The sequence below is a fragment of the Rathayibacter sp. VKM Ac-2857 genome, assembly GCF_013205025.1.
Taxonomy (GTDB): Bacteria; Actinomycetota; Actinomycetes; order Actinomycetales; family Microbacteriaceae; genus Rathayibacter.
Genome location: NZ_JABMLE010000003.1, coordinates 350580 through 368958 on the forward strand (window position 1 = coordinate 350580; position 18379 = coordinate 368958).

An 18379-nucleotide genomic window follows, 5' to 3' on the forward strand; every position below is an offset into this window, starting at 1 on the left:
GGCGTCAGGCCGTCGGGAGGAGGTAGTCGTCGAGTGCGCGGCGCATGATGACGCTGAGCTCGACGTCCTCCAGCGCGGCACGGGCGGCGAGCCGTGCGTCGAGATTTTGAGGCAGCCGCACCTGGCGCTTGACGGAGGGCCCGCCGCCGGCCCGTCCTTCGAGTCCGGGCCGTCCCCGTCCGATCGCCTCGCTGAGAGCGTCGGCGCCGATGAGGGACTCCAGCAGCTCGGTCGCGTTCTCGGCCGCTGCCGCTCCCTCGAAGACTTCGCCGTCGGCGGCGGGCTCGTACCGACCGGCTTCGATCCGCTCGGCCCAGGCGGAGTAGGCGCGCTGCTCGTCGTCGCTGACCGGTCCGCCGATCAGCGGGTCCGTCTGTGGGGTGCTACTCATGGCGGGTTCCTCCGTTCCTCGATGACTCGCTAGCTCAAGGTTCGAGCGACGTAGGGGCATGACGTGGGTGATCAGGGCATCCTGAGCACGCAGAGCCGCTCCGCCGCTTGCTGCTGGCAGCGCTCTTGCTCGCCGCGGCGGTCGACGGCCGCTCGGTCACGGTCTCTAAGGCAGGCCGATGACCATGAACAATCATGCGGCCGGCGACATCCTCGCCGCCCGTGAGTAAACCCAGTCCATGTACAGCGTGCAGGACCCGAGTCGCGTTGAGCCTAGGTGGCACGGATCGATGTACCCCACCACAGGCGCGCGGCGTCCTACTCGCCGTCGATCACGGACATGACCTCACCCCGATGACTTTTCGATTAGCGGCTACGACGATCGACTCGTTCGGCGCCGACGAGCCCGCCACTGAGGCAGTGGACGTCGACGTCGACGTCGAGGCGGAGGTGGAGCCGACGACGCACTTCGATCCGACGGATGAGTCCATAGACAAGCGACTTGTCGGCGTCTAATGGCACTGAGATACGGCGTAGGGCTCCGGTGGCGGTCTGCAGTGGAAAGTGTCCCGGAGAACCTAAGGCATCGACCATCACCCGCGAAGCGGTGACGAGTGATGCGAAGGATTACGGACAGATGCTGTGCAAATGCGGCATGCGCGCTGGCCAAGTCAATAGCGTAAATTCAGTCCCGTCGCAGATACCTCTTATGAGACACTTAGTGCGCGAGTTCTGGCTCTTCGTCATCAGGCTCAACCATTGAGTCGAGAATACCTAGAAACGAATGTGCCGACAAATGCCAATCGACTGATTTTCCATCTAGCCCAGGGCCCTTGAGTGAAGAATCCACCACGTCGTCGTTCACAAGATGTCGTTGCGCTAGGCCTTCGACAACTGCAGCTCCGGCCGCAGCCAGACGATGTGAATCAAAACCAGGCTTAAAGCGCATCTTCAAGACAGGCAATAGCTCGTCGTAGAATTCCGCCATGCGGTTGATGAAGATCCGCTCAGTTTCCCGAAGAGCGGCGAGAATTCTCGATCGCTTCTCCTCTTCGGCAAGGCCGGGGAGAGTGGCAACGACAGCGTTGTAGGTGGCCCACTTCGGTGAGTTGACTGTCGACCAGTAATTCCGCTCTGCCGCTAATCGAACGGCTTCAACGAGAACCGCTCTACGCCCCGGTGCTTCGGCGAGACGAGTTAGATTTTCTTCGACTACTCGCTTGCCTATGACAAGCGTCTCCGGGTCGTATGCGGCGCCAGAAAATTCGTCCGGTAAAACAAGTTCTTCCAGCAAGCGAGTGAAAAATTCTTCCTTACTCGCCCAGACCCTGTAGAACGAGGTTTTTGGAACCCCCGCAAGCTCCATGAGCTCATCCATGCGTAGATGCTCCAGACTCACAGTCAGGCCGTGTTGCTCCACAAGTCGCTTAGCCGTTTCCAGCAGCCTATGTTCGATTTCCGCCTGCGCCAGCCTCGTAGGCCGGGCCGAGCTTCCGGTCCACGACACGCTCATATCCGGTACTCCATACAGTAAGTATGCGCCGTGTTCGTGAGCGCCGCGCGCACGTTCGAAAGCCAACACGGGACTTGAGGTTCCAACTTGACACTTGACACGTCCTCCCGCGTGGTCTACGGTCGTACTACGTCTCAGCCGTTGCGCTGAGAAACAGGCCGATCGGCCGCTGCAGTACCAACGACGGGAGCAGCAATGAGCAACTGGGGCGAGGCAATGGGTGGCGCAGACTCGGACGGCAACCCGATCACCGTGGCATTCGGGCAGGGAAAGCGTGATGGCGAGACGCTGCTCGGAGACGGGGATCGCAGCGAGCCGAAGGGTGAGTTCCACAAGAGTGAGAATCACGACCACTACGGCAAGGGATCCGGGCCGAACAACAACGGCACGAATCGCGGCCAGTACACCGGCCCGGGTCACTAGGTCGGACCAGGGCGCTGGCCATGAGCGATGAAGAGCTGATTAGAAGGTTCCTGGCGAAGAACGCAAGCTCGACGAGACCCGCCTGGGACAATCGTTCGGACACAAGTCGAGGTCATTCAATGACGGTCAAGACGTGTCCGGGGTGCGATGGCTCCGGTCACTTGCCGAGTCCAGTAAGGCCGGGAGACCGCGTCACATGCACTTCCTGTGGCGGGGAAGGCGAGCTGGTCTATAACTAAAGCATTTACTCTCGAATCTCACGGAGTGAGTAACGGTCGTAGGTTATATTGAACTTGCTCGGTCGAAACGACGGCGGATTGGTAAGGGGGAAGGCGCATATGCGTTTTCCTTCTTACTGATTCACCTGCTCCTCAATTGTAAACGTCGCTTGATGCCGGTAGCGGCGTGTCGTATAACGGCCAGAACGCCCGCGACCAGGGTCAGGTCCTCGTGGTCGCTGAGAAGATCGGCTAAAGTGCGGTTGTCGCCGGATCCCAGCACGCACGGTCACCTTCTAAGAAGTCAGCGGCAACGCGGGTGATGGATGTCGAGGCGCTTCGGCTGTCTGTGGTTGGGCGTCGCGAACTTGTGCGGGTCGGGCTGGAGGTCCCCGAACTCGTGGAGGATCGCCGCGGTGCGCCCCTTGACGACCACTCCGGGGTCGTGGACGCGACCCGCCCGGCAGCGTTGCGCGTTGGGTCGGTGCTGAGCCATTCGGGGCGGATGGAGTCAACGCCGCTGGGCGCCCCCGCGTTTCGCTACACGCAGTGGATGGACCGCTCGAGGCGACCTTGCTTGGTGAAACGGGTGAACTGCATGCGGCTTGCGCCGACCGAGGCTGTCTGGGTGGGGGTCAGCGTGCTTCACGAGCCTGACGGACACATCACCAGGCTCGCTCAGTGCTCCTACAGTCGTCACGTGGCGACTGTTGCACTAGAGAGATACATATCGGGCTTAGTCGCGCAGAGCAGCAAGGTTCGGCGCGCGACCGATGGAGCGGCGACTCGATCGCCCTGCCGCTGTCAGCCCCCGCCCCGGAGCGCGACGGATGATGGCGGGATGTTCATCCCGACCCGAGCCGCCGGTCTCGAGGCGCTCGACGACTTCGTCGCGCGCGCCGGCTCCGCCTACACGCGCGAGCGCAATCACGACCACGGACCGTCCCGGAGCAACGTCTCCGGGCTCTCCCCGTACCTCCGCCACCGGCTCGTCACCGAGCGGGAGGTCGTCGCCGCCGTCCTCGCCCGCCACAAGCTCACCGCCGCGGAGAAGTTCGTCCAGGAGGTGTTCTGGCGCACCTACTGGAAGGGCTGGCTCGAGCAGAACCCGGAGGTCCGGCGCCGCTACCGCCGCGAGGTGAGCGAGGTCGAGGGGCACCTCCCGACCGGCTACCGCGACGCGATCGAGGGCCGGAGCGGCATCGACGCGATGGACGCCTGGGTGCAGGAGCTCGTCGAGACCGGGTACCTGCACAATCACACGCGCATGTGGTTCGCGAGCATCTGGATCTTCACCCTCGGCCTGCCCTGGCAGCTCGGCGCCGACTTCTTCTACCGGCACCTCCTCGACGGCGACGCCGCCTCCAACACCCTGTCCTGGCGCTGGGTCGTCGGCCTGCAGACCCCGGGCAAGACGTACCTCGCGACCGCATCCAACATCGCCAAGTACACCGAGGGCCGCTTCTCGCCGCAGGGGCTCGCCGCCTCGGCGCCCGCGCTCAGCGAGGAGCACTTCCCGCCCCGCACGCCGATCGAGCCGGACGACGTCGCCGGCACCCTCGGCACCCGCCCCGGCCTCCTGCTGCACGAGGAGGACCTCGACGCGGCGAGCCTCCTCGCCGAGCAGCCCGGGCTGGCGGAGCGGCTCATCGCGACCGCGGTGTTCGCCGACCCGGGGGAGCGCTCGCCGTTCGCGGTCTCCGAGGCGGTGCAGGACTTCACGGCCGCGGCGATCGCCGACGCCGCGGAGCACACGCCGGACAAGGGCGGCCGGCCGGCGCGGGTGCTGGCCGATGCGCTGCCCGCGACGGTCGTCGACTGGGCGGCGTCCGAGCGGCTCGACACCGTCGTGGTCCCGTACGCGCCGGTCGGCCCCGTGCAGGAGCGGCTGGACACGCTCCGCTCGGCCCTCGCTCAGGAGGGGATCGCGCTCGTCACGGTGCGCCGCCGCTGGGACGGCACCGCGTGGCCCTCGGCCTCGCGCGGGTTCTTCGCCTTCAAGAAGCGCATCCCGACGCTGGTGCGCGGGCTGGACGAACCGGAGGACGCGGTCCGGCTGTTCTGAGCCGCGGTGGGAGGCCTCGTCACCGGACGGTCGATCGGCCTCGACGCGACATCAGTCCCAGATCCGCCGGGCGGGATCCCAGGTCCCGGAGGTCACGGTTCCGCCCAGGATCGGGTCGAGGAGACGACTCATGACCGCGACGGCCTCGACGACGGTGGGTGCGATCGTCGACAGCGCGGTCGCCCCGGCCAAGCGACGGTAGGCAGCGCCCCAGTGCGAGGGGACGGTGAACGCGTCGATCGGTTCGAGACCGCGGCGCCGGAATTCGGTGGCCAGCGCGACTCGCAGTTGCGCGGCGTCGAGAGGCTGGGAGGACGCGATCAGGGCGAGGTCGACGAGGTCCTTCTCTCGGGAGGACGGGCGTTGTCGTTCTCCGTACAGCTGGAGCGTGGCGCAGACCTTGTCGCTGACCTGATCGGCGAGAGGGTACAGCAGATAGTCGTGGCTGAGGAAGCGGAGCTGCGTGAGCCGGTTCGACGGGGCGACGCGTTCCGCAGGCGCGGTGGGGTCGTACCCGACGGCGAGGTCGATGTTCACGGTCCCGCGCGGTGACGCCGAGGTAGGAGTCGAAGGCGAGCCGGCAGCCGCTGGTGCAGGCCTCTTAGCAAGGATCAACTTGTGCGTACGAGAAGTTCATGCTGATCGAGTAGCCCGCGAAGCGGGCGTATCGAGATCCACCAGCATCAGAGGTCGAGTGTGCAGACCACCCCACGGACGACGGTGGGTCTCGATACGCCGCTGCGCGGCTACTCGACCAGCATCACGAGGCCGAGATCCTGCTGGGGCTGTTCGTCGTGACGATCTCAGGCGGGTGAGCGCACACGGCGGAGCCGGGCGCCCCGTCAGGCGCCCGGCTCCGCCGTTCTGATCGACGTCAGAGCGTTCCGGTGACGGTGTTCCACTCGTCGATGTAGTCGTCGAGGTTGCCCGCGATGTCCTTCCAGTCGGGGTGGACGACAGTGACGCCGTTCATGATGCCGGCGAGCTCGTCCGCCACGTCTCCGGTGGGGGTGACGTCGGTGCGCGCAGGGAAGCCTCCGCCGGCGGTCGTGACGAGCGCCTGGGCGTCCTCGGTGTAGAGGTGGTCGAGGAGCTGCTTCGCCGCGTCTTCGTGCGGAGCATCCTTCACGAGGCCGACGGTGTACGGGACGGAGAGGGTGGTGGGGGTGCCGTCTTCGCCGTCGAGGAAGAAGATGCCGAGGTTGGGCATCGTGGAGGACTGGGCGTAGTTCATCTGCACGTCGCCGTTGGCGATGAGCAGTTCGCCCTTGTCGACCTTCGCGGCGAGCTGGCCGGTGGAGTCGGAGGGGCCGACGTTGTTGGTCTGCAGTTCGCCGATGAAGTCGTAGGCGGCGTCGGCGCCGAGGACCTCGCGGGCGAGCATGAGGAACGCGGTGCCGTCGCCGGCGATCCCGGGTGTGGAGTACTGCAGCTTGCCCTGGTAGGCGGGATCGAGGAGGTCGTCCCAGCTGGTCGGGGCGTCGGTGACTTCGGCGGTGTTGCGGATGAAGCCGATGTAGTTGTTGACGAGGGTCGTGTAGGCGCCGTCGGCGGCCTTGTCGTCCGCGGGGACGCTCTCGGATCCGGCGGGCGCATAGGGGGTGAGCAGGCCGTCTGCGTCGGCGAGCTGGATGAACGGCGGCAGGGTGACGAGGAGGTCGGCCTGGGTGTTGCCGGATTCCTGGTCGACGCGCTGCAGGACCTCTCCGGAGCCGCCCTCGACGACCTGGACGTCGATCCCGGTCTCGGCGGTGAACGCGGCGAACACCTGGGCGTAGTACGAGCCGTCGCCGTCGTTGAGGCCGTCGGCGGTGTAGACGGTGACGGTGTCGGCGCTGCCGGCCGAGGCGCCGCTGTCGGCGGTCGCGGTGCCGGCGCAGCCGGTGAGGGCGAGGGCGGTGACGCCGGCGGCGAAGGTGAGTGCGAGGCGGGCGCGAGAGCTGGTCATGGTGGCAGGTCCTTCGTGGGTGAGAGGAGCGGTGCGGAGCAGGGGTGGGCGCTTCAGCGACCGGAGGCGATGCCGGTGCGTCGGCCGGCGACGCGTTGCAGGACGAGCAGCGCGGTGAGGGTGATCGCGAGGAGGAGCACGGCCAGGGCGGCACCTTCGTAGAGGCGGATGCCGCGGCTGGTGAAGGAGAAGATCTGGAGCGGCATGGTGCGCCAGGTCGGCGGGGCGACCATCATCATCGCGGTGAGCTCACCCATCGACATCGCGATGCACATCGCTGCCGCGCCGGCCATCGCCGGTCGCAGCAGGGGGAGCACGATGGTGGCGATGATGCGAGCTCGTCCGGCGCCGAGAGCGGACGCGGCCTCTTCGAAGGCAGGATCGAGTCGCGTGACGGCGGCGGAGATGGGCTGGTAGGCGAGGGCGACGACCAGCACGGTGTGCGCCACGACGACGATCCAGACGGTGCCGTTCAGGGGCAGCGGCCCGGAGGAGAACGCCATCAGCAGAGCCAACCCGACGGCGACGGACGGGATCGCGACCGGAAGCAGGAACACGGTGTCGACGATCCGCTTGAGCGCCGGGCTGCGTCGGGTGGACAGCGCCGCTGTCGTCGCGATCGCCAGGGCGAGCACGGTGGCGACGACGGCGGTGATGAGGGAGGCGGTGACGGTGTGGGCGGTCGCGGACTCGGTGAACACGGTCGTGAAGTTGCCGAGGGTGCCGCCGCTGGGGAGGACGCCGGACCAGCTGGTCGCGAAGGCGCCGAGGACGATGACGAGGAACGGGAGCGCGAAGAGCGCGAGCAGGACGGTGATGGCGATGGCCTGGATGACGAGGCGGGGGGTGCGGTTCCTAACGAGCACGGGAGCCTCCGAGAGCGCGGCTGGTGACCTGGCGGTAGAGCACGTACAGGCCGAGGGAGAGCACGATGTTCACCACGGCGGCGACGGCGGCGACGTCGTAGTTGCCGCGGCCGATGGCCTGGCCGTAGACGAGGGTGGGCAGGGTGGAGACGCCCTTGGCGCCGGTGAAGAGCACGATGCCGAACTCGTTCAGGGCCCGCAGCAGCACGAGCGAGCCGCCGGCGAGGACGGAGGGCAGGATCTCGGGGATGATCACCTGCCGCACGATCCGCCACGGCGTGGCGCCGAGGGCCTCGGCGACCTCGACCTGGCCGGTGTCCATCACCTGGAGTGCGGCGAGGGCGGGGCGCAGAGCGAAGGGGGTGAAGTAGATGACTTCTGCGAGGATGACGCCCCACTGGGTGCTGAGCAGGCTCACCGGCGGCAGTGCGACGGAGTCGAGGGCGCCGTTGACGATGCCGACGTTCCCCCAGATGAAGACGAGCGCGAGGGTGATCAGGAAGGAGGGGAAGGAGAGGTAGACGTTGAGAGCGTTGGTGACGAGGTCGGTTCCGCGGAACGGGATGAACACCATCACGATCGCGAGGAAGGTGCCGAGCACGACGCAGAGCACGGCGACGATCGTCGCGATGCGGACGGTGTTCCCGACGGTGTCGAGGAACACCGGGTTCGTGAACAGGCGATCCCAGGTGGCGAGGGTCAGGGTGCCGTCCTCGTCCTGGACGGACTCGCTCAGGAGGAGCAGCACCGGGTGGACGGTGAAGACCAGCATCAGCGTCAGCGGGATCAGCGCGATGAGAAGGCCCGGGCGGCGGCGCTTGCGCGCGGGAGGCGTCGGCGGTGGTGCGATGGGGGTGGGGGTGCCGAGGGTGGTCATGAGGCGACCGCCACCCGCTGCATCGCGTCACCGCGACTCGCTGCCGCGCCCGCGTCGTGCGCTGACGGTGCGACCGGCAGGTCGACGACCGTCCCCTCGGCGTCGCGGGTCTCCGCGCGAAGCATGATCGCGTCCGATGCGGCGAAACCGATGCGCACCGTGCTGCCGGGGCGGGGCAGGTCGGTGAGCTCGAGAGCCTCGACGCAGAAGGATCCTCCCGCGACCGTGCCGGCGACGAGGTGAGTGGAGCCGCGCCACTGGATGTCGTCGACGGTCATGTCGAGTTCGTTGTCGGCGCTCTCGTCGGCTGCGAGCAGACGGACTCGGTGCGGGCGGATGGACAGCTTCGCCGAGAGGCCGGCGGCCTGGACGGTTCGCGCGATGCGCAACTCGCGATCGTGGCCGGCGAGGGCGGCGGATTCCGGGGCGGTGATCGTGACGGGGAGCACGTTGGAGGAGCCGAGGAAGCGGGCGGTGAACTCGAATTCCGGGTCGCGGTACAGCTTGGCGGCGGTGCCGAACTCGACCAGTCGGGAGTTCGCCATGACGGCGATCCGGTCGGCGAGGGTGAGTGCTTCGTTCTGCCCGTGCGTGACGTAGAGCATGGTCACGTCGGGCAGCTCGCGGTGCAGCCGGCCGAGCTCGGCGAGCATGCCCTGACGCAGCTGCGCGTCGAGCGCGGAGAGCGGTTCGTCGAACAGCAGCACCTCGGGCCGGGGGGCGAGGGCTCGGGCGATGGCGATGCGCTGCTGCTGCCCGCCGGAGAGGGTGCGCGGCTGGCGGTTCGCCTTGTCGGCCATGCCCACCATCTCGAGCGCCTCGGCGACCCGCGTGCGGATCTCGCGGCGTGGCACTCTGCGGGTCCTCAGGCCGAAGGCGACGTTCTCGGCGACGCTCATGTGGGGGAAGAGGGCGTAGTTCTGCACGACCATCCCGATCCCGCGCGAGCGCGGGTCGGTGTGCGTGACGTCGACGCCGGAGAGCAGGATGCTGCCTGCGGACGGCTCGGCGAAGCCCGCGACGGCGCGCAGAGCGGTGGTCTTCCCCGCGCCGGAGGGGCCGAGAAGAGCGACGACCTCGCCACGCGCGACAGAGAGGGTGAGGTCCTCGAGGATGACGACGCCGCCGGTGCCGCGCACGGTGACGTCGCGGAACTCGATGCCGGGGTCGGATGCGGTGGTGCTGGTGATCACGAGATGGTCCCTCTCGGTTCGGTAGCGGTGCGGATCAGTCGAGGGGGATGCCGAGCAGCAGGGGCAGCTCGGCGATCGAGGAGAGCACGTGGGTGGCGCCGGCGGCGCGCAGCTGCTGCTCGTCGTGGGCGCCGGTGAGCACACCGATCGCCGCGGCGGCCCCGGAGCGGACGCCGGTGAGGATGTCGTTGGCGGTGTCGCCGACGACGATCATGTTCGCCACCGACTCCGTCTGCGTCGCGATCAGCGCGGCGAGGGCCATGTCCGGGAACGGACGCCCCCGGCCGGCCTCGGCGGGGGTGAGGGTGACGTCAGCGATGTCCGTCCAGCCCAGCGCGTCCAGGAGTGCGGTCTGCGTGTCGACGGCGAAGCCCGTGGTCATCGCGATCTTCACGCCGGCTCTGCGCAGCGCCTCCATCGTGGCGCGCGCGCCGGGGATCTCGGCGGCGGCGCCGTCGGCGACGATCTGCTGGTAGGCCGTCTCGAAGGCGGCGTTGGCGCGCTGCGCTCGCTCCTCGTCGCCGTCGGTGAGGTGGCGGAAGACGACGATCTTCGAGTAGCCCATGGTGTCGCGGACGTACTGCAGCATCTGCGCGAGGGCGGAGTCGTCGGTGGCGAGCTGCTCGGCGTCGTTCGCGGCGAGGAAGGCGCGTTCCACGAGGCCGTCGTCGGTGATGGTGGTGCCGGCCATGTCGAGCACGGCCAGGGTGATCGGCGCGGAGTCGGGGTCGGCGCTGAGGCGCCCGGGGGCGGTGAGGGTGCTGGTCATGTGCGGGTCTCCTAGACGAGGGTGCCGACCGCGGCTGCGGTGGTCGAGCGGGCGAAGGTGTGCGGGGCGATGCCCAGCGCGGTGGTCATGCCGATGCCGGTGGCGACGGTGACGACGTGCACGCCGGGGACGGGTTCTTCGAGGACGAACTCCTGGGTCGGCGCGGAGGCGTAGACGCCCTGCCACCGCTCGAGAACAGGCAGCTCGGCCAGGCCGAACAGGGCTTTCGTCTCGGTGACGAGCAGGTCGAAGCCCGCTTCGGATTGGAAGGGCGCGGCGTCCACCGAGCGCTCGTGGGTGTCCCCGACGATGAGGCTCCCGTCGGGCGGGGAGGTGTACATCTGGTTCAGGTCGAAGCGGATGCCGTCCGGAAGCTCTCGTGCGAGGCGCTTCCTCAGGGCCGGCGCGGAGGGCTGCGCGGCGAACCCGGAGTAGCGCAGCAGCGACCACCCGGTGAGCAGCGGCGTCGTCAGGGGCATCCGCAGCCGCGGCATCGCCTTCAGCATGTGCAGCCGGCAGCGGACGATGCCGATCCGCTCGGCGATCTCCGGGTAGAGCCGGTCGAGATCATGGTTGGTCGCGACGATCACGAGGTCACCGGTGACGACGCCGCGAGTCGTCTCCACGCGGCCGGAGGCGATGCCCGCGGCGCGGGTCCGCCAGGCGAAGTCGACGCCCTGCGTGGCCAGCCACTCGGCGATCGCGGGCGCGGCCTCCCTCGGGTCGACCTGCAGATCGTTCGGCAGCCACGCGCCACCGACGACGCTCTCGGCGGCGACGGGAACCGTGCTGACGACCGCGTTCGTGTCGAGGATCCGCACCTGTGCGGGGCCTGCCGTCTCGGCGAATTCGCGGAGGACGGCGAGCTCCTCCTCACGGCGGGCGACGATCGTCGTGCCGGTCTCTCCCGCGAAGAAGCCGATCTCCGCCGCGAGGCTCAGCCAGCGTTCCCGTGCCTCGCGAGCGAACTCGGCGGCGATACCGCTCTGCGGCGTGAGGCAGGCGTGGCCGAAGTTGCGCACCGAGGCGCCCGTGACGCCGGCCGCCTGGTCGAGGACGAGCACGCGCGCTCCCTGGCGCAGCCCCTCGTAGGCGTGGGCGAGTCCGACAATGCCGGCGCCGACGACGACGACGTCGTAGTGGCGGGAGAGATCGTGGGGTGTGCTCATGCCGATCACAGTGCCACCGCTCGCGGCTACGTAGGTAGATATGTCGTGCCATTTAATCTCTTCTTAACATGCTGTATACATAACTCAGCGCCTGCAGGCTGCCGCGACTCGCTCGGATCCGAGGTGGGGGCTCGGTAATATGCACAGGTGGCAGGGATGATGTACAACCGGATCGCCGACGCGCTGCGGCAGCAGATCGTCACGGGCGTCCTCGCGCCCGGCGACGAGGTCCCCCCGGAGGGCGAACTCGCGGCGCAGTGGGAGTCCTCTCGCGGCCCGGTCCGCAACGCCCTCGCCACGCTCCGTGCGGAGGGGCTCATCGAGACCACCCGCGGACGTCCCAGTCGAGTGCTCTCGCGCAAAGCGCGACAGGCGGCGGACGTCTACGTGCCCTTCACCCGGTGGGCGGAGAGCTTCGGCCGCACTCCAGGGGCGCACACCGAGGCGCTCGGCCTGCGCCGCGCCGCTCCCGACACCGCGCAGGCGCTCGGTGTCGAACCGGGTTCGTTGATCGTGGAACTCACCCGCCTGCGCCTTCTGGACGGCGTGCCGACCATGCTCGAGCGCACGAGCTTCATCGAGCACGTCGGCCGGCTGCTGTTCGATGTCGACCTCGACACCGTCTCCATCACCGAGTACCTCGCCTCCCGCGGCCACCGCTTCAGCGGCGTCACGCACGAGATCGATGCGGTCGCCGCCGATGAGACCGATGCACGGATGCTCGAGGTCGAACCCGCCTCTCCGATCCTGCGGCTGCGTCGCACCTCGATCGACGCCGACGGCACGCCGTTCGAGTACTCCGACGACCGCTACCGCAGCGACATCGTCCGTTTCACGGTCGACGCCTCCGGACGGCAGGCCGATGGATCGCACCTCATCCAGCCCAAGTAGGCGGCTCTCTTGTCTCGACACCGGGTGCCGAACCCCTGTCGTGAGCCGACTTGTGTAGATATTTAATCCGCCGTTAACGCCTTCATCGCGTTCGACCCTTGCTGTTGTGTACCTAACTCGGCTCTACTGGTGCGCGGGCATCCGCCCCGCCCTCGAGAGAAGAAGGTCCCATCGTGCGCAAGAAGACACCGCTCGTCGTTCCACTCGTCCTCGCCACCGCCCTGGCCGGCGGTGCCGTCCTCGCGCCCGCCGCGCAGGCCGCCGTCGACACCTCCCGCCACGTCGTCGTGATCGGCATCGACGGCTTGCTGTTCGACAAGATCGCCCCCGCGAACACGCCGAACCTGGACGCCATGATCTCCTCCGGCTACTCCAGCAGGACCACCCTCTACGCCGACCCGATGGCCCCCACGTTCTCCGGGCCGGGCTGGGCGACGAACCTCACCGGCGTCTGGCCCGACAAGCACCGGGTGCTCGGCAACACCTGGAGCGGCAGCAGCATCACCAGCTACCCCGACTTCCTCACTCGACTCGAGCAGAACGACTCCGCCCACAAGACCTACGCCGCATCGACCTGGGGACCGATCGTCGACGACTCCGAAGGTCCCGCCCTGATCACCTCCGCCGTCGACAGCCGCTACGCCTCCACCGGCGACGCCGACACCGCCGCCGCCGCGGCCGCCTACCTGAAGAGCACCGGTCCGAACGCCACCTTCCTGCAGTTCGACGACGTCGATCACGCGGGCCACGACTGCGGATCCAGCTGCGCCGACTACACCGCCGAGCTCGAGGAGATCGACGGCTACATCGGCCGGCTCACCACTGCTGTCAAGGCTCGCCCCGGCTACGCCTCCGAGAAGTGGACGTACATCGTCACCTCCGACCACGGTCACACCCCCACCGGCGGTCACGGCGGCAGCACCGAGCCCGAGCGCGCCTCGTTCATCGTGAAGAGCGGATACGGGGTCACCGCCACGACGCCGGCGATCCAGCCGAAGAACGTCGACATCGCCGCCGACGTCCTCGCCGCGTTCGGCGTCGCGATCCCCGCCGTGCTGGACGGTCAGCCTCTCGCGACCGTCTCCACCGATCCGTTCGACACGAGAGTCGGCGCACTGCAGGCGCGGGTCGATGAGACCGCTGTCCCCGCCGCCGTCCTCGGCTGGACCAAGAGCATGCCCACGGGATGGAGCGTCGACAACAGCAGCATGGGCAGCGGAGGCGTGACCGAGTGGCGGGGCTGGTCGCTCGCCACCGACGCCTTCTGGACGAGGACGGACCCGGGGCAGCAGCGCGAGAGCAACGTCCGCGAGCGCGGCGTCTTCGCCGTCGCCGACTCCGACGAATGGTCGGACAAGACTCGCAGCGGCCTGTTCACCAGCTCCCTGATCTCGCAGAACTACACCGTCACGGGCAAGAGCAGTGTCACCCTCACGTTCGGGTCGCACTACCGCAAGGAGGGCAGTGAAACGGCCTCCGTGCAGGTGTCCTTCGACGGGGGTGCGTGGACGAACCTGTTCACCTACTCCGGCGACACGATCGCGAAGATCGAGTCACGCTCCATCGCCGTCCCGGCCGGGGCGAGCGGCATGCGCGTCGCCTACAAGCTCGCCAACGGCGACAACAACTGGTACTGGGCCATCGACAACCCGCAGGTGAAGTGACGTTCACGGAGGTGCGACGTCCGCGTCGCACCTCCGACCGAGCCCCTGCAGGAGAGCTCCGGGTCCCCCGGAGGTGGGCGCTGACCGCGCTCACGCCTCGCTGAGCGCCTCCTCCTCCGCCGCCACGTCCTTCTGCACCGCGAACTGCGTGCGGTGCAGCTCCTCGTAGCGGCCGGCCGCGGCGAGCAGCTCCTCGTGCGTGCCGCGCTCGACGATCATGCCGTCCTCGATCACGAGGATCAGGTCGGCGCTGCGGATGGTGGAGAGGCGGTGGGCGATCACCATCGCGGTCCGGCCCTCGAGCGCCTCGCTGAGCGCCGCCTGCACCGCGGCCTCCGAGGTGGAGTCGAGCGCCGCGGTCGCCTCGTCGAGGATGACGACGCGCGGCTGGGCGAGCAGGAGTCGCGCGATGGTCAGCCGCTGGCGCTCGCCGCCGGAGAGGCGGTAGCCGCGCTCGCCGACGAGGGTGTCCAGCTGGTCGGGCAGGGAGCGGATGAGCGGCTCGAGCCGCGCGCGGCGGAGGGCGTCCCACACCTCGTCGTCGGTCGACTCCGGCCGGGCGAGGCGCAGGTTGGACAGGATCGTCTCGTGGAAGAGGTGGCCGTCCTGCGTCACCATGCCCAGGGTGTGCCGCATCGAGGCGAAGGTGACGTCGCGGACGTCGGTGCCGGCCAGGCGCACCGCGCCGCTGTCGACGTCGTAGAGGCGCGAGAGCAGCTGCGCGATCGTCGACTTGCCGGCCCCCGACGTGCCGACGAGCGCGACGGTCTGCCCCGGCTCGATCCGGAAGGAGAGGCCGTGCAGCACCTCCTCGCCGCCGCGGGTGTCGAGGACGGCGACCTCCTCGAGGGAGGCGAGGGACACCTTGTCCGCGGACGGGTAGGCGAAGCGGACGTCGTCGAACTCGACGGACACCGGGCCCTCGGGGACCGTGCCCGCGTCGGGCTTCTCCTGGATGAGCGGCTGGAGGTCGAGCACCTCGAAGACGCGCTCGAAGCTGACGACCGCGCTCATGATCTCAACGCGCGCGTTCGCGAGGCTGGTCAGCGGCGCGTAGAGGCGGGTGAGGAGGAGGGCCAGGGTGACGACCGCGCCGGTGTCGAGCTGCCCGCCGAGCGCGAGGACGCCGCCGAGCCCGTAGACGAGCGCGAGGGCGAGCGCGGAGACGAGGGTCAGCGCGGTGACGAAGACCAGCTGCAGCATCGCCGTCCGGACCCCGATGTCGCGGACGCGGGCCGCGCGGACGCGGAACTCCTCGGCCTCCTCGTCGGGCCGGCCGAACAGCTTGACCAGGGTGGCACCGGGCGCCGAGAAGCGCTCGGTCATCTGCGTGCTCATCGCGGAGTTGTGGTCGGCGGCCTCGCGGCGGAGCGCGGCGAGGCGGCTGCCCATCCGGCGCGCGGGGATGAGGAAGATCGGCAGCATGATCACCGCGAGGACGGTGACCAGCCAGGACGTGCTGAGCATGACGATCAGGGTGAGGACCAGCGCCACGACGTTCGTGACCACGCCGGAGAGCGTGCCGCTGAAGGCCTGCTGCGCGCCAATAACGTCGTTGTTGAGCCGGCTGACGAGCGCGCCCGTGCGGGTGCGGGTGAAGAACGCGATCGGCATCTTCTGCACATGGTTGAAGACGGCGGTGCGCAGGTCGAGGATGACGCCCTCGCCGATCCGCGCCGAGTACCAGCGCGTGACGAGCGAGACGCCGGCGTCGGCCACGGCCACGAGGGCGATGACCACGGCGAGCTGGACGATCGTGCCGACCGCCCCACGGGCGACGATGGTGTCGACCACCCGTCCGGCGAGCACCGGCGTCGCGACTGCGAGGAACGCGCCGACGACGGACAGGCCGATGAAGAGGAGGAGGCGGGCGCGGTAGGGGACCGCGAAGGTCATGATGCGGCGCACGGACTCGCGCGAGATGCCGTGCTTGCCGCCCTGGGCGGAGGAGATCCGGTAGAGGGAGCTCCAGGCGACGCCTTCCATGCTCATGGTGTGGGGTCCTTACTTTGATGTGCTGGGGCGGTACCCGGCCGGCGAGCAAAGGCGCGCTACTGGGTGGCTTGGCTGGCGAAGGACGGTGGTCTCGCTACGGGATGCCGAGGTTGGGTGAGCTGATCGGGGCGTCGTGGTGATCCCGGCGGGGAGCAGCGGCAGGCGGCCGCGTCGCGCGCTGTGCAGCGCGCGAGGCGGTCACTATCGGTGAGCGATCCACGCGACCGCTGGCGGCGGACCGAGGGGGTGCAGCGGGCGGCAGCCTGAAGACCTACGGGCACGTTACGCCCCGCTCCTGTGCGGAACGGTGTCATCCCTCCGCGGGGAAGGCTTCGCCGGATCGGCCATGCGCTCCGCTTGAGTGCACTGCCAGCGGACCCGGACTGAGCTGGGCGAACCAAGGGGAACCCCCTCGTCTATTCGCTTAGGTTCTAGCCACGAGCCCTCAACGCATGACACCACTTCGCACCGCGCCAGCAGGCTTCGACGCGCAAGTGTTCTGAGGTGACTTGGTCACCGCGTCGCTGTTGCCTGCCATGTCTCGACGTCAGGGTTGTCCGACGCGATCAGCCAGGTGATCTCGAACGCGGAGTCGCTCGCCTCACCCGTGTCGTAGTTGAAGCCTCCGGCGTAGGAGGCGAGCCATCCGGTCTTGTCAATCTCCGGGATCGTCTTCTGCGCGTAGTCCAGGCCGCGCTCCGCGATGAAGGTCTCGTACGTCGAAGGCGACTCCGCGAGTGCGATGTCCCTGTCGCTGACGACCTCGACGAAGAGCGAGCTGGATCCGTCGGCACGCGCGACGTCGTCGACGATCTCTTTGATCTGATCGCGGCCGGCTGTGGTGGACGCTTCGACTCCTTCCGTGAATACCCAGTACTGGGTGAGACCGGCACTGCTCTGACCGCGGTCCGTCGACACGATCTCGTAGGGCACGCCGCTGTAGGTGGAGACGTCGGCGGGCGCCTCGGACGGTACTGCCGCTGGCGCCTGCGTCGGAACTGAAGTCGGGGTCTGTGCGGGCGCGGCCGACGTAGGCGACGTGGAAGGAGCTGCAAGCTCCTCGTCGTCCCCCGTGATCAGGCTCATGACGGTGATGACGGCCGCGAGGATCACGAGGACGCCTCCGACTCCTCCGATGAGGAGCCACGGCGGCTTCGGCTTCACGCGTCGGAAGCTGAGGCTCGTCCGCAGCATCGTCTGCTCCTGCTGGGAGAGGAGCTCCCAGCCCGCCTTCTCCCACTTGGTGATCGAACGGCCTTCAAGACCTCGGATGGTGGTGACCGTCTTGGTCTCGTAACGAATCTCACCGTCGGGCATTGTCTACTCCTCAGGTGCCGCCGATGAAGTCATCGCTCGTGCACCCGCTTGAGCATAGGAGGCGCCGTCCGCTTGAGCGCGACAGGGGGTCTCGACCCGGACGATGATGGTGCCGACTGTTTGTCCGGCGAGTATCTGCGTCGCGATAAAGGGCAACGCGCCTAGGACGGAGAGCCCGCTGAGGCGCAGCCACCACGGAAGGGCAGAGGCCGAGGCCGCGGTCGTGATCCGCCACACGACTCGAGCCAGCTACCGTGCGTGCCGCTGAAGGCCTGTTAAGCGCCGATCATCTCGTTGTTGAGCTGGCTGACGAGGGCGCGCGTGTGGGTGCGGGTGAAGATCGCGACCGGCATCTTCTGCACGCGGCACTGGAAGCTGCATCGATTCGCCAAGACAGTGGTGAACGCCGAGCACCCTGATTTCCTGCTCACCCGGCGGGCCGCACTGTGCGCCTGCTGCCCCTCGCGCAGTGGCGTCCTCTGCGGATCATGGGCTCAGTACATGACCGAGCCGGCTCTTCCCGATGACTACGCCGGATTGCTCATCGGCTTTGAGGAGCAGGTGCGCACGGCCCGGTTTCGGGTGCAGCGTCGGCCAACACGGAGCTGATCCACCTCAATCGGTGGATCGGGTGGGTCCTCGTGGAGCAGACGGAACGCGCGGCGTGGGGCGACAAGGACATCCAGCGCCTCTCGGCTGACCTCCGCGCCGAGTTCGTCGGCGTCACCGGGTTCTTGCTGCGCAATCTGAAGTAGACGCGCTCTTCGCGCGAGCCTGGCCGTCGTTAGAGGAGATCGGGCAACACGCTGTTGCCCAATTGCCGTGGGGCCACATCACCGTGCTGCTCGACAATCTCACCGACCGAGAGGATCGAGAGTGGTCCGCCGAACACGCGGTCACCAACGGCTGGACGAGAAGCACTCTCGAGCACCACATCAAGACGCACGCGCACCAGCGCTTCGGCGCAGCCTCCACGAACTTCGATCACATTCTCGAGCCGACAACCTCAGATATCGTCCAACAGATAACGAAGGACCCATGCATCTTCGACTTCCTCACCGTCGAGCCCGGCCACGTGTGA

General features: G+C 68.2%; 18 protein-coding genes. 7 read left to right on the forward strand and 11 right to left on the reverse strand.

The window, feature by feature from the left end; all coding sequences use genetic code 11:
- Positions 1 to 4: 4 nt before the first annotated feature.
- Both HQQ86_RS15110 and HQQ86_RS15115 read right to left on the reverse strand, forming a co-directional pair.
- On the reverse strand, positions 5 to 391 hold the full coding sequence (locus HQQ86_RS15110) for a ribbon-helix-helix protein, CopG family (protein ID WP_173289078.1): 387 nt from the start codon (positions 389 to 391) through the stop codon (positions 5 to 7).
- A gap of 717 nt (positions 392 to 1108) precedes the next feature.
- Positions 1109 to 1768 (reverse strand): hypothetical protein, encoded by a 660-nt coding sequence (locus HQQ86_RS15115; RefSeq protein WP_367948677.1) that lies wholly within the window; start codon positions 1766 to 1768, stop codon positions 1109 to 1111.
- A gap of 330 nt (positions 1769 to 2098) precedes the next feature.
- On the opposite strand from HQQ86_RS15115, the gene HQQ86_RS15120 reads away from it, so the two are divergent.
- Both HQQ86_RS15120 and HQQ86_RS15125 read left to right on the forward strand, forming a co-directional pair.
- Complete coding sequence (locus tag HQQ86_RS15120) at positions 2099 to 2326, forward strand: hypothetical protein (RefSeq protein ID WP_173289080.1); 228 nt, start codon at positions 2099 to 2101, stop codon at positions 2324 to 2326.
- 1059 nt (positions 2327 to 3385) lie between these two features.
- Complete coding sequence (locus HQQ86_RS15125; protein WP_173289081.1) at positions 3386 to 4609, forward strand: FAD-binding domain-containing protein; 1224 nt, start codon at positions 3386 to 3388, stop codon at positions 4607 to 4609.
- Positions 4610 to 4660: 51 nt separating this feature from the next.
- Here HQQ86_RS15125 and HQQ86_RS15130 read toward each other — a convergent pair whose 3' ends face one another.
- The 7 genes from HQQ86_RS15130 to HQQ86_RS15160 all read right to left on the reverse strand — a co-directional run bounded on the left by HQQ86_RS15130 (position 4661) and on the right by HQQ86_RS15160 (position 11431).
- The gene (locus HQQ86_RS15130; RefSeq protein WP_173289082.1) at positions 4661 to 5146 is read right to left on the reverse strand and encodes a nucleotidyl transferase AbiEii/AbiGii toxin family protein; all 486 of its coding nucleotides are present in this window, start codon (positions 5144 to 5146) and stop codon (positions 4661 to 4663) included.
- 337 nt (positions 5147 to 5483) lie between these two features.
- Complete coding sequence (locus HQQ86_RS15135; protein WP_173289083.1) at positions 5484 to 6557, reverse strand: 2-aminoethylphosphonate ABC transporter substrate-binding protein; 1074 nt, start codon at positions 6555 to 6557, stop codon at positions 5484 to 5486.
- 53 nt (positions 6558 to 6610) lie between these two features.
- Positions 6611 to 7423 carry an ABC transporter permease subunit gene (locus HQQ86_RS15140; protein ID WP_173289084.1) on the reverse strand — a complete coding sequence of 271 codons (813 nt, stop codon included), beginning with the start codon at positions 7421 to 7423 and terminating at the stop codon, positions 6611 to 6613.
- A complete protein-coding gene (locus tag HQQ86_RS15145) occupies positions 7413 to 8300 on the reverse strand; it encodes a 2-aminoethylphosphonate ABC transporter permease subunit (protein ID WP_173289085.1) in 888 nt (295 codons plus the stop codon). The genes HQQ86_RS15140 and HQQ86_RS15145 overlap by 11 nt, the downstream gene beginning before the upstream one ends.
- Positions 8297 to 9493 (reverse strand): ABC transporter ATP-binding protein, encoded by a 1197-nt coding sequence (locus HQQ86_RS22120; protein ID WP_216845554.1) that lies wholly within the window; start codon positions 9491 to 9493, stop codon positions 8297 to 8299. Before HQQ86_RS22120 ends, HQQ86_RS15145 begins: the two co-directional genes overlap by 4 nt.
- 34 nt (positions 9494 to 9527) lie before the next feature.
- Entirely contained in the window at positions 9528 to 10262 is a 735-nt protein-coding gene (locus tag HQQ86_RS15155; RefSeq protein ID WP_173289086.1) for a phosphonatase-like hydrolase, read from the reverse strand.
- 11 nt (positions 10263 to 10273) lie between these two features.
- Complete coding sequence (locus HQQ86_RS15160; RefSeq protein WP_173289087.1) at positions 10274 to 11431, reverse strand: TIGR03364 family FAD-dependent oxidoreductase; 1158 nt, start codon at positions 11429 to 11431, stop codon at positions 10274 to 10276.
- Positions 11432 to 11587: 156 nt separating this feature from the next.
- Here HQQ86_RS15160 and HQQ86_RS15165 point away from each other — a divergent pair, with 156 nt between their 5' ends.
- Together HQQ86_RS15165 and HQQ86_RS15170 are read left to right on the forward strand one after the other, a co-directional pair.
- Positions 11588 to 12322, forward strand: a complete 735-nt coding sequence (locus HQQ86_RS15165; RefSeq protein ID WP_254072172.1) for a GntR family transcriptional regulator — start codon at positions 11588 to 11590, stop codon at positions 12320 to 12322.
- 173 nt (positions 12323 to 12495) lie between these two features.
- Complete coding sequence (locus tag HQQ86_RS15170; RefSeq protein ID WP_216845555.1) at positions 12496 to 13986, forward strand: alkaline phosphatase family protein; 1491 nt, start codon at positions 12496 to 12498, stop codon at positions 13984 to 13986.
- A gap of 90 nt (positions 13987 to 14076) precedes the next feature.
- Here the strand turns inward: HQQ86_RS15170 and HQQ86_RS15175 are convergent, their stop codons facing one another.
- Positions 14077 to 15978, reverse strand: a complete 1902-nt coding sequence (locus HQQ86_RS15175) for an ABC transporter ATP-binding protein (RefSeq protein WP_173289088.1) — start codon at positions 15976 to 15978, stop codon at positions 14077 to 14079.
- Between the two features lie 516 nt (positions 15979 to 16494).
- Positions 16495 to 17094, reverse strand: coding sequence for a hypothetical protein (locus HQQ86_RS15180; protein ID WP_173289089.1), 600 nt, complete (start codon positions 17092 to 17094; stop codon positions 16495 to 16497).
- A 537-nt stretch (positions 17095 to 17631) separates the two neighbouring features.
- Here HQQ86_RS15180 and HQQ86_RS15185 point away from each other — a divergent pair.
- The 3 genes from HQQ86_RS15185 (at position 17632) to HQQ86_RS20970 (ending at position 18379) form a co-directional block, all read left to right on the forward strand.
- Positions 17632 to 17907, forward strand: a complete 276-nt coding sequence (locus HQQ86_RS15185) for a hypothetical protein (protein ID WP_173289090.1) — start codon at positions 17632 to 17634, stop codon at positions 17905 to 17907.
- Positions 17908 to 17939: 32 nt separating this feature from the next.
- Positions 17940 to 18053, forward strand: coding sequence for a hypothetical protein (locus HQQ86_RS20965; protein WP_367948678.1), 114 nt, complete (start codon positions 17940 to 17942; stop codon positions 18051 to 18053).
- 62 nt (positions 18054 to 18115) lie between these two features.
- Entirely contained in the window at positions 18116 to 18379 is a 264-nt protein-coding gene (locus HQQ86_RS20970) for a DUF1016 N-terminal domain-containing protein (protein WP_254072135.1), read from the forward strand.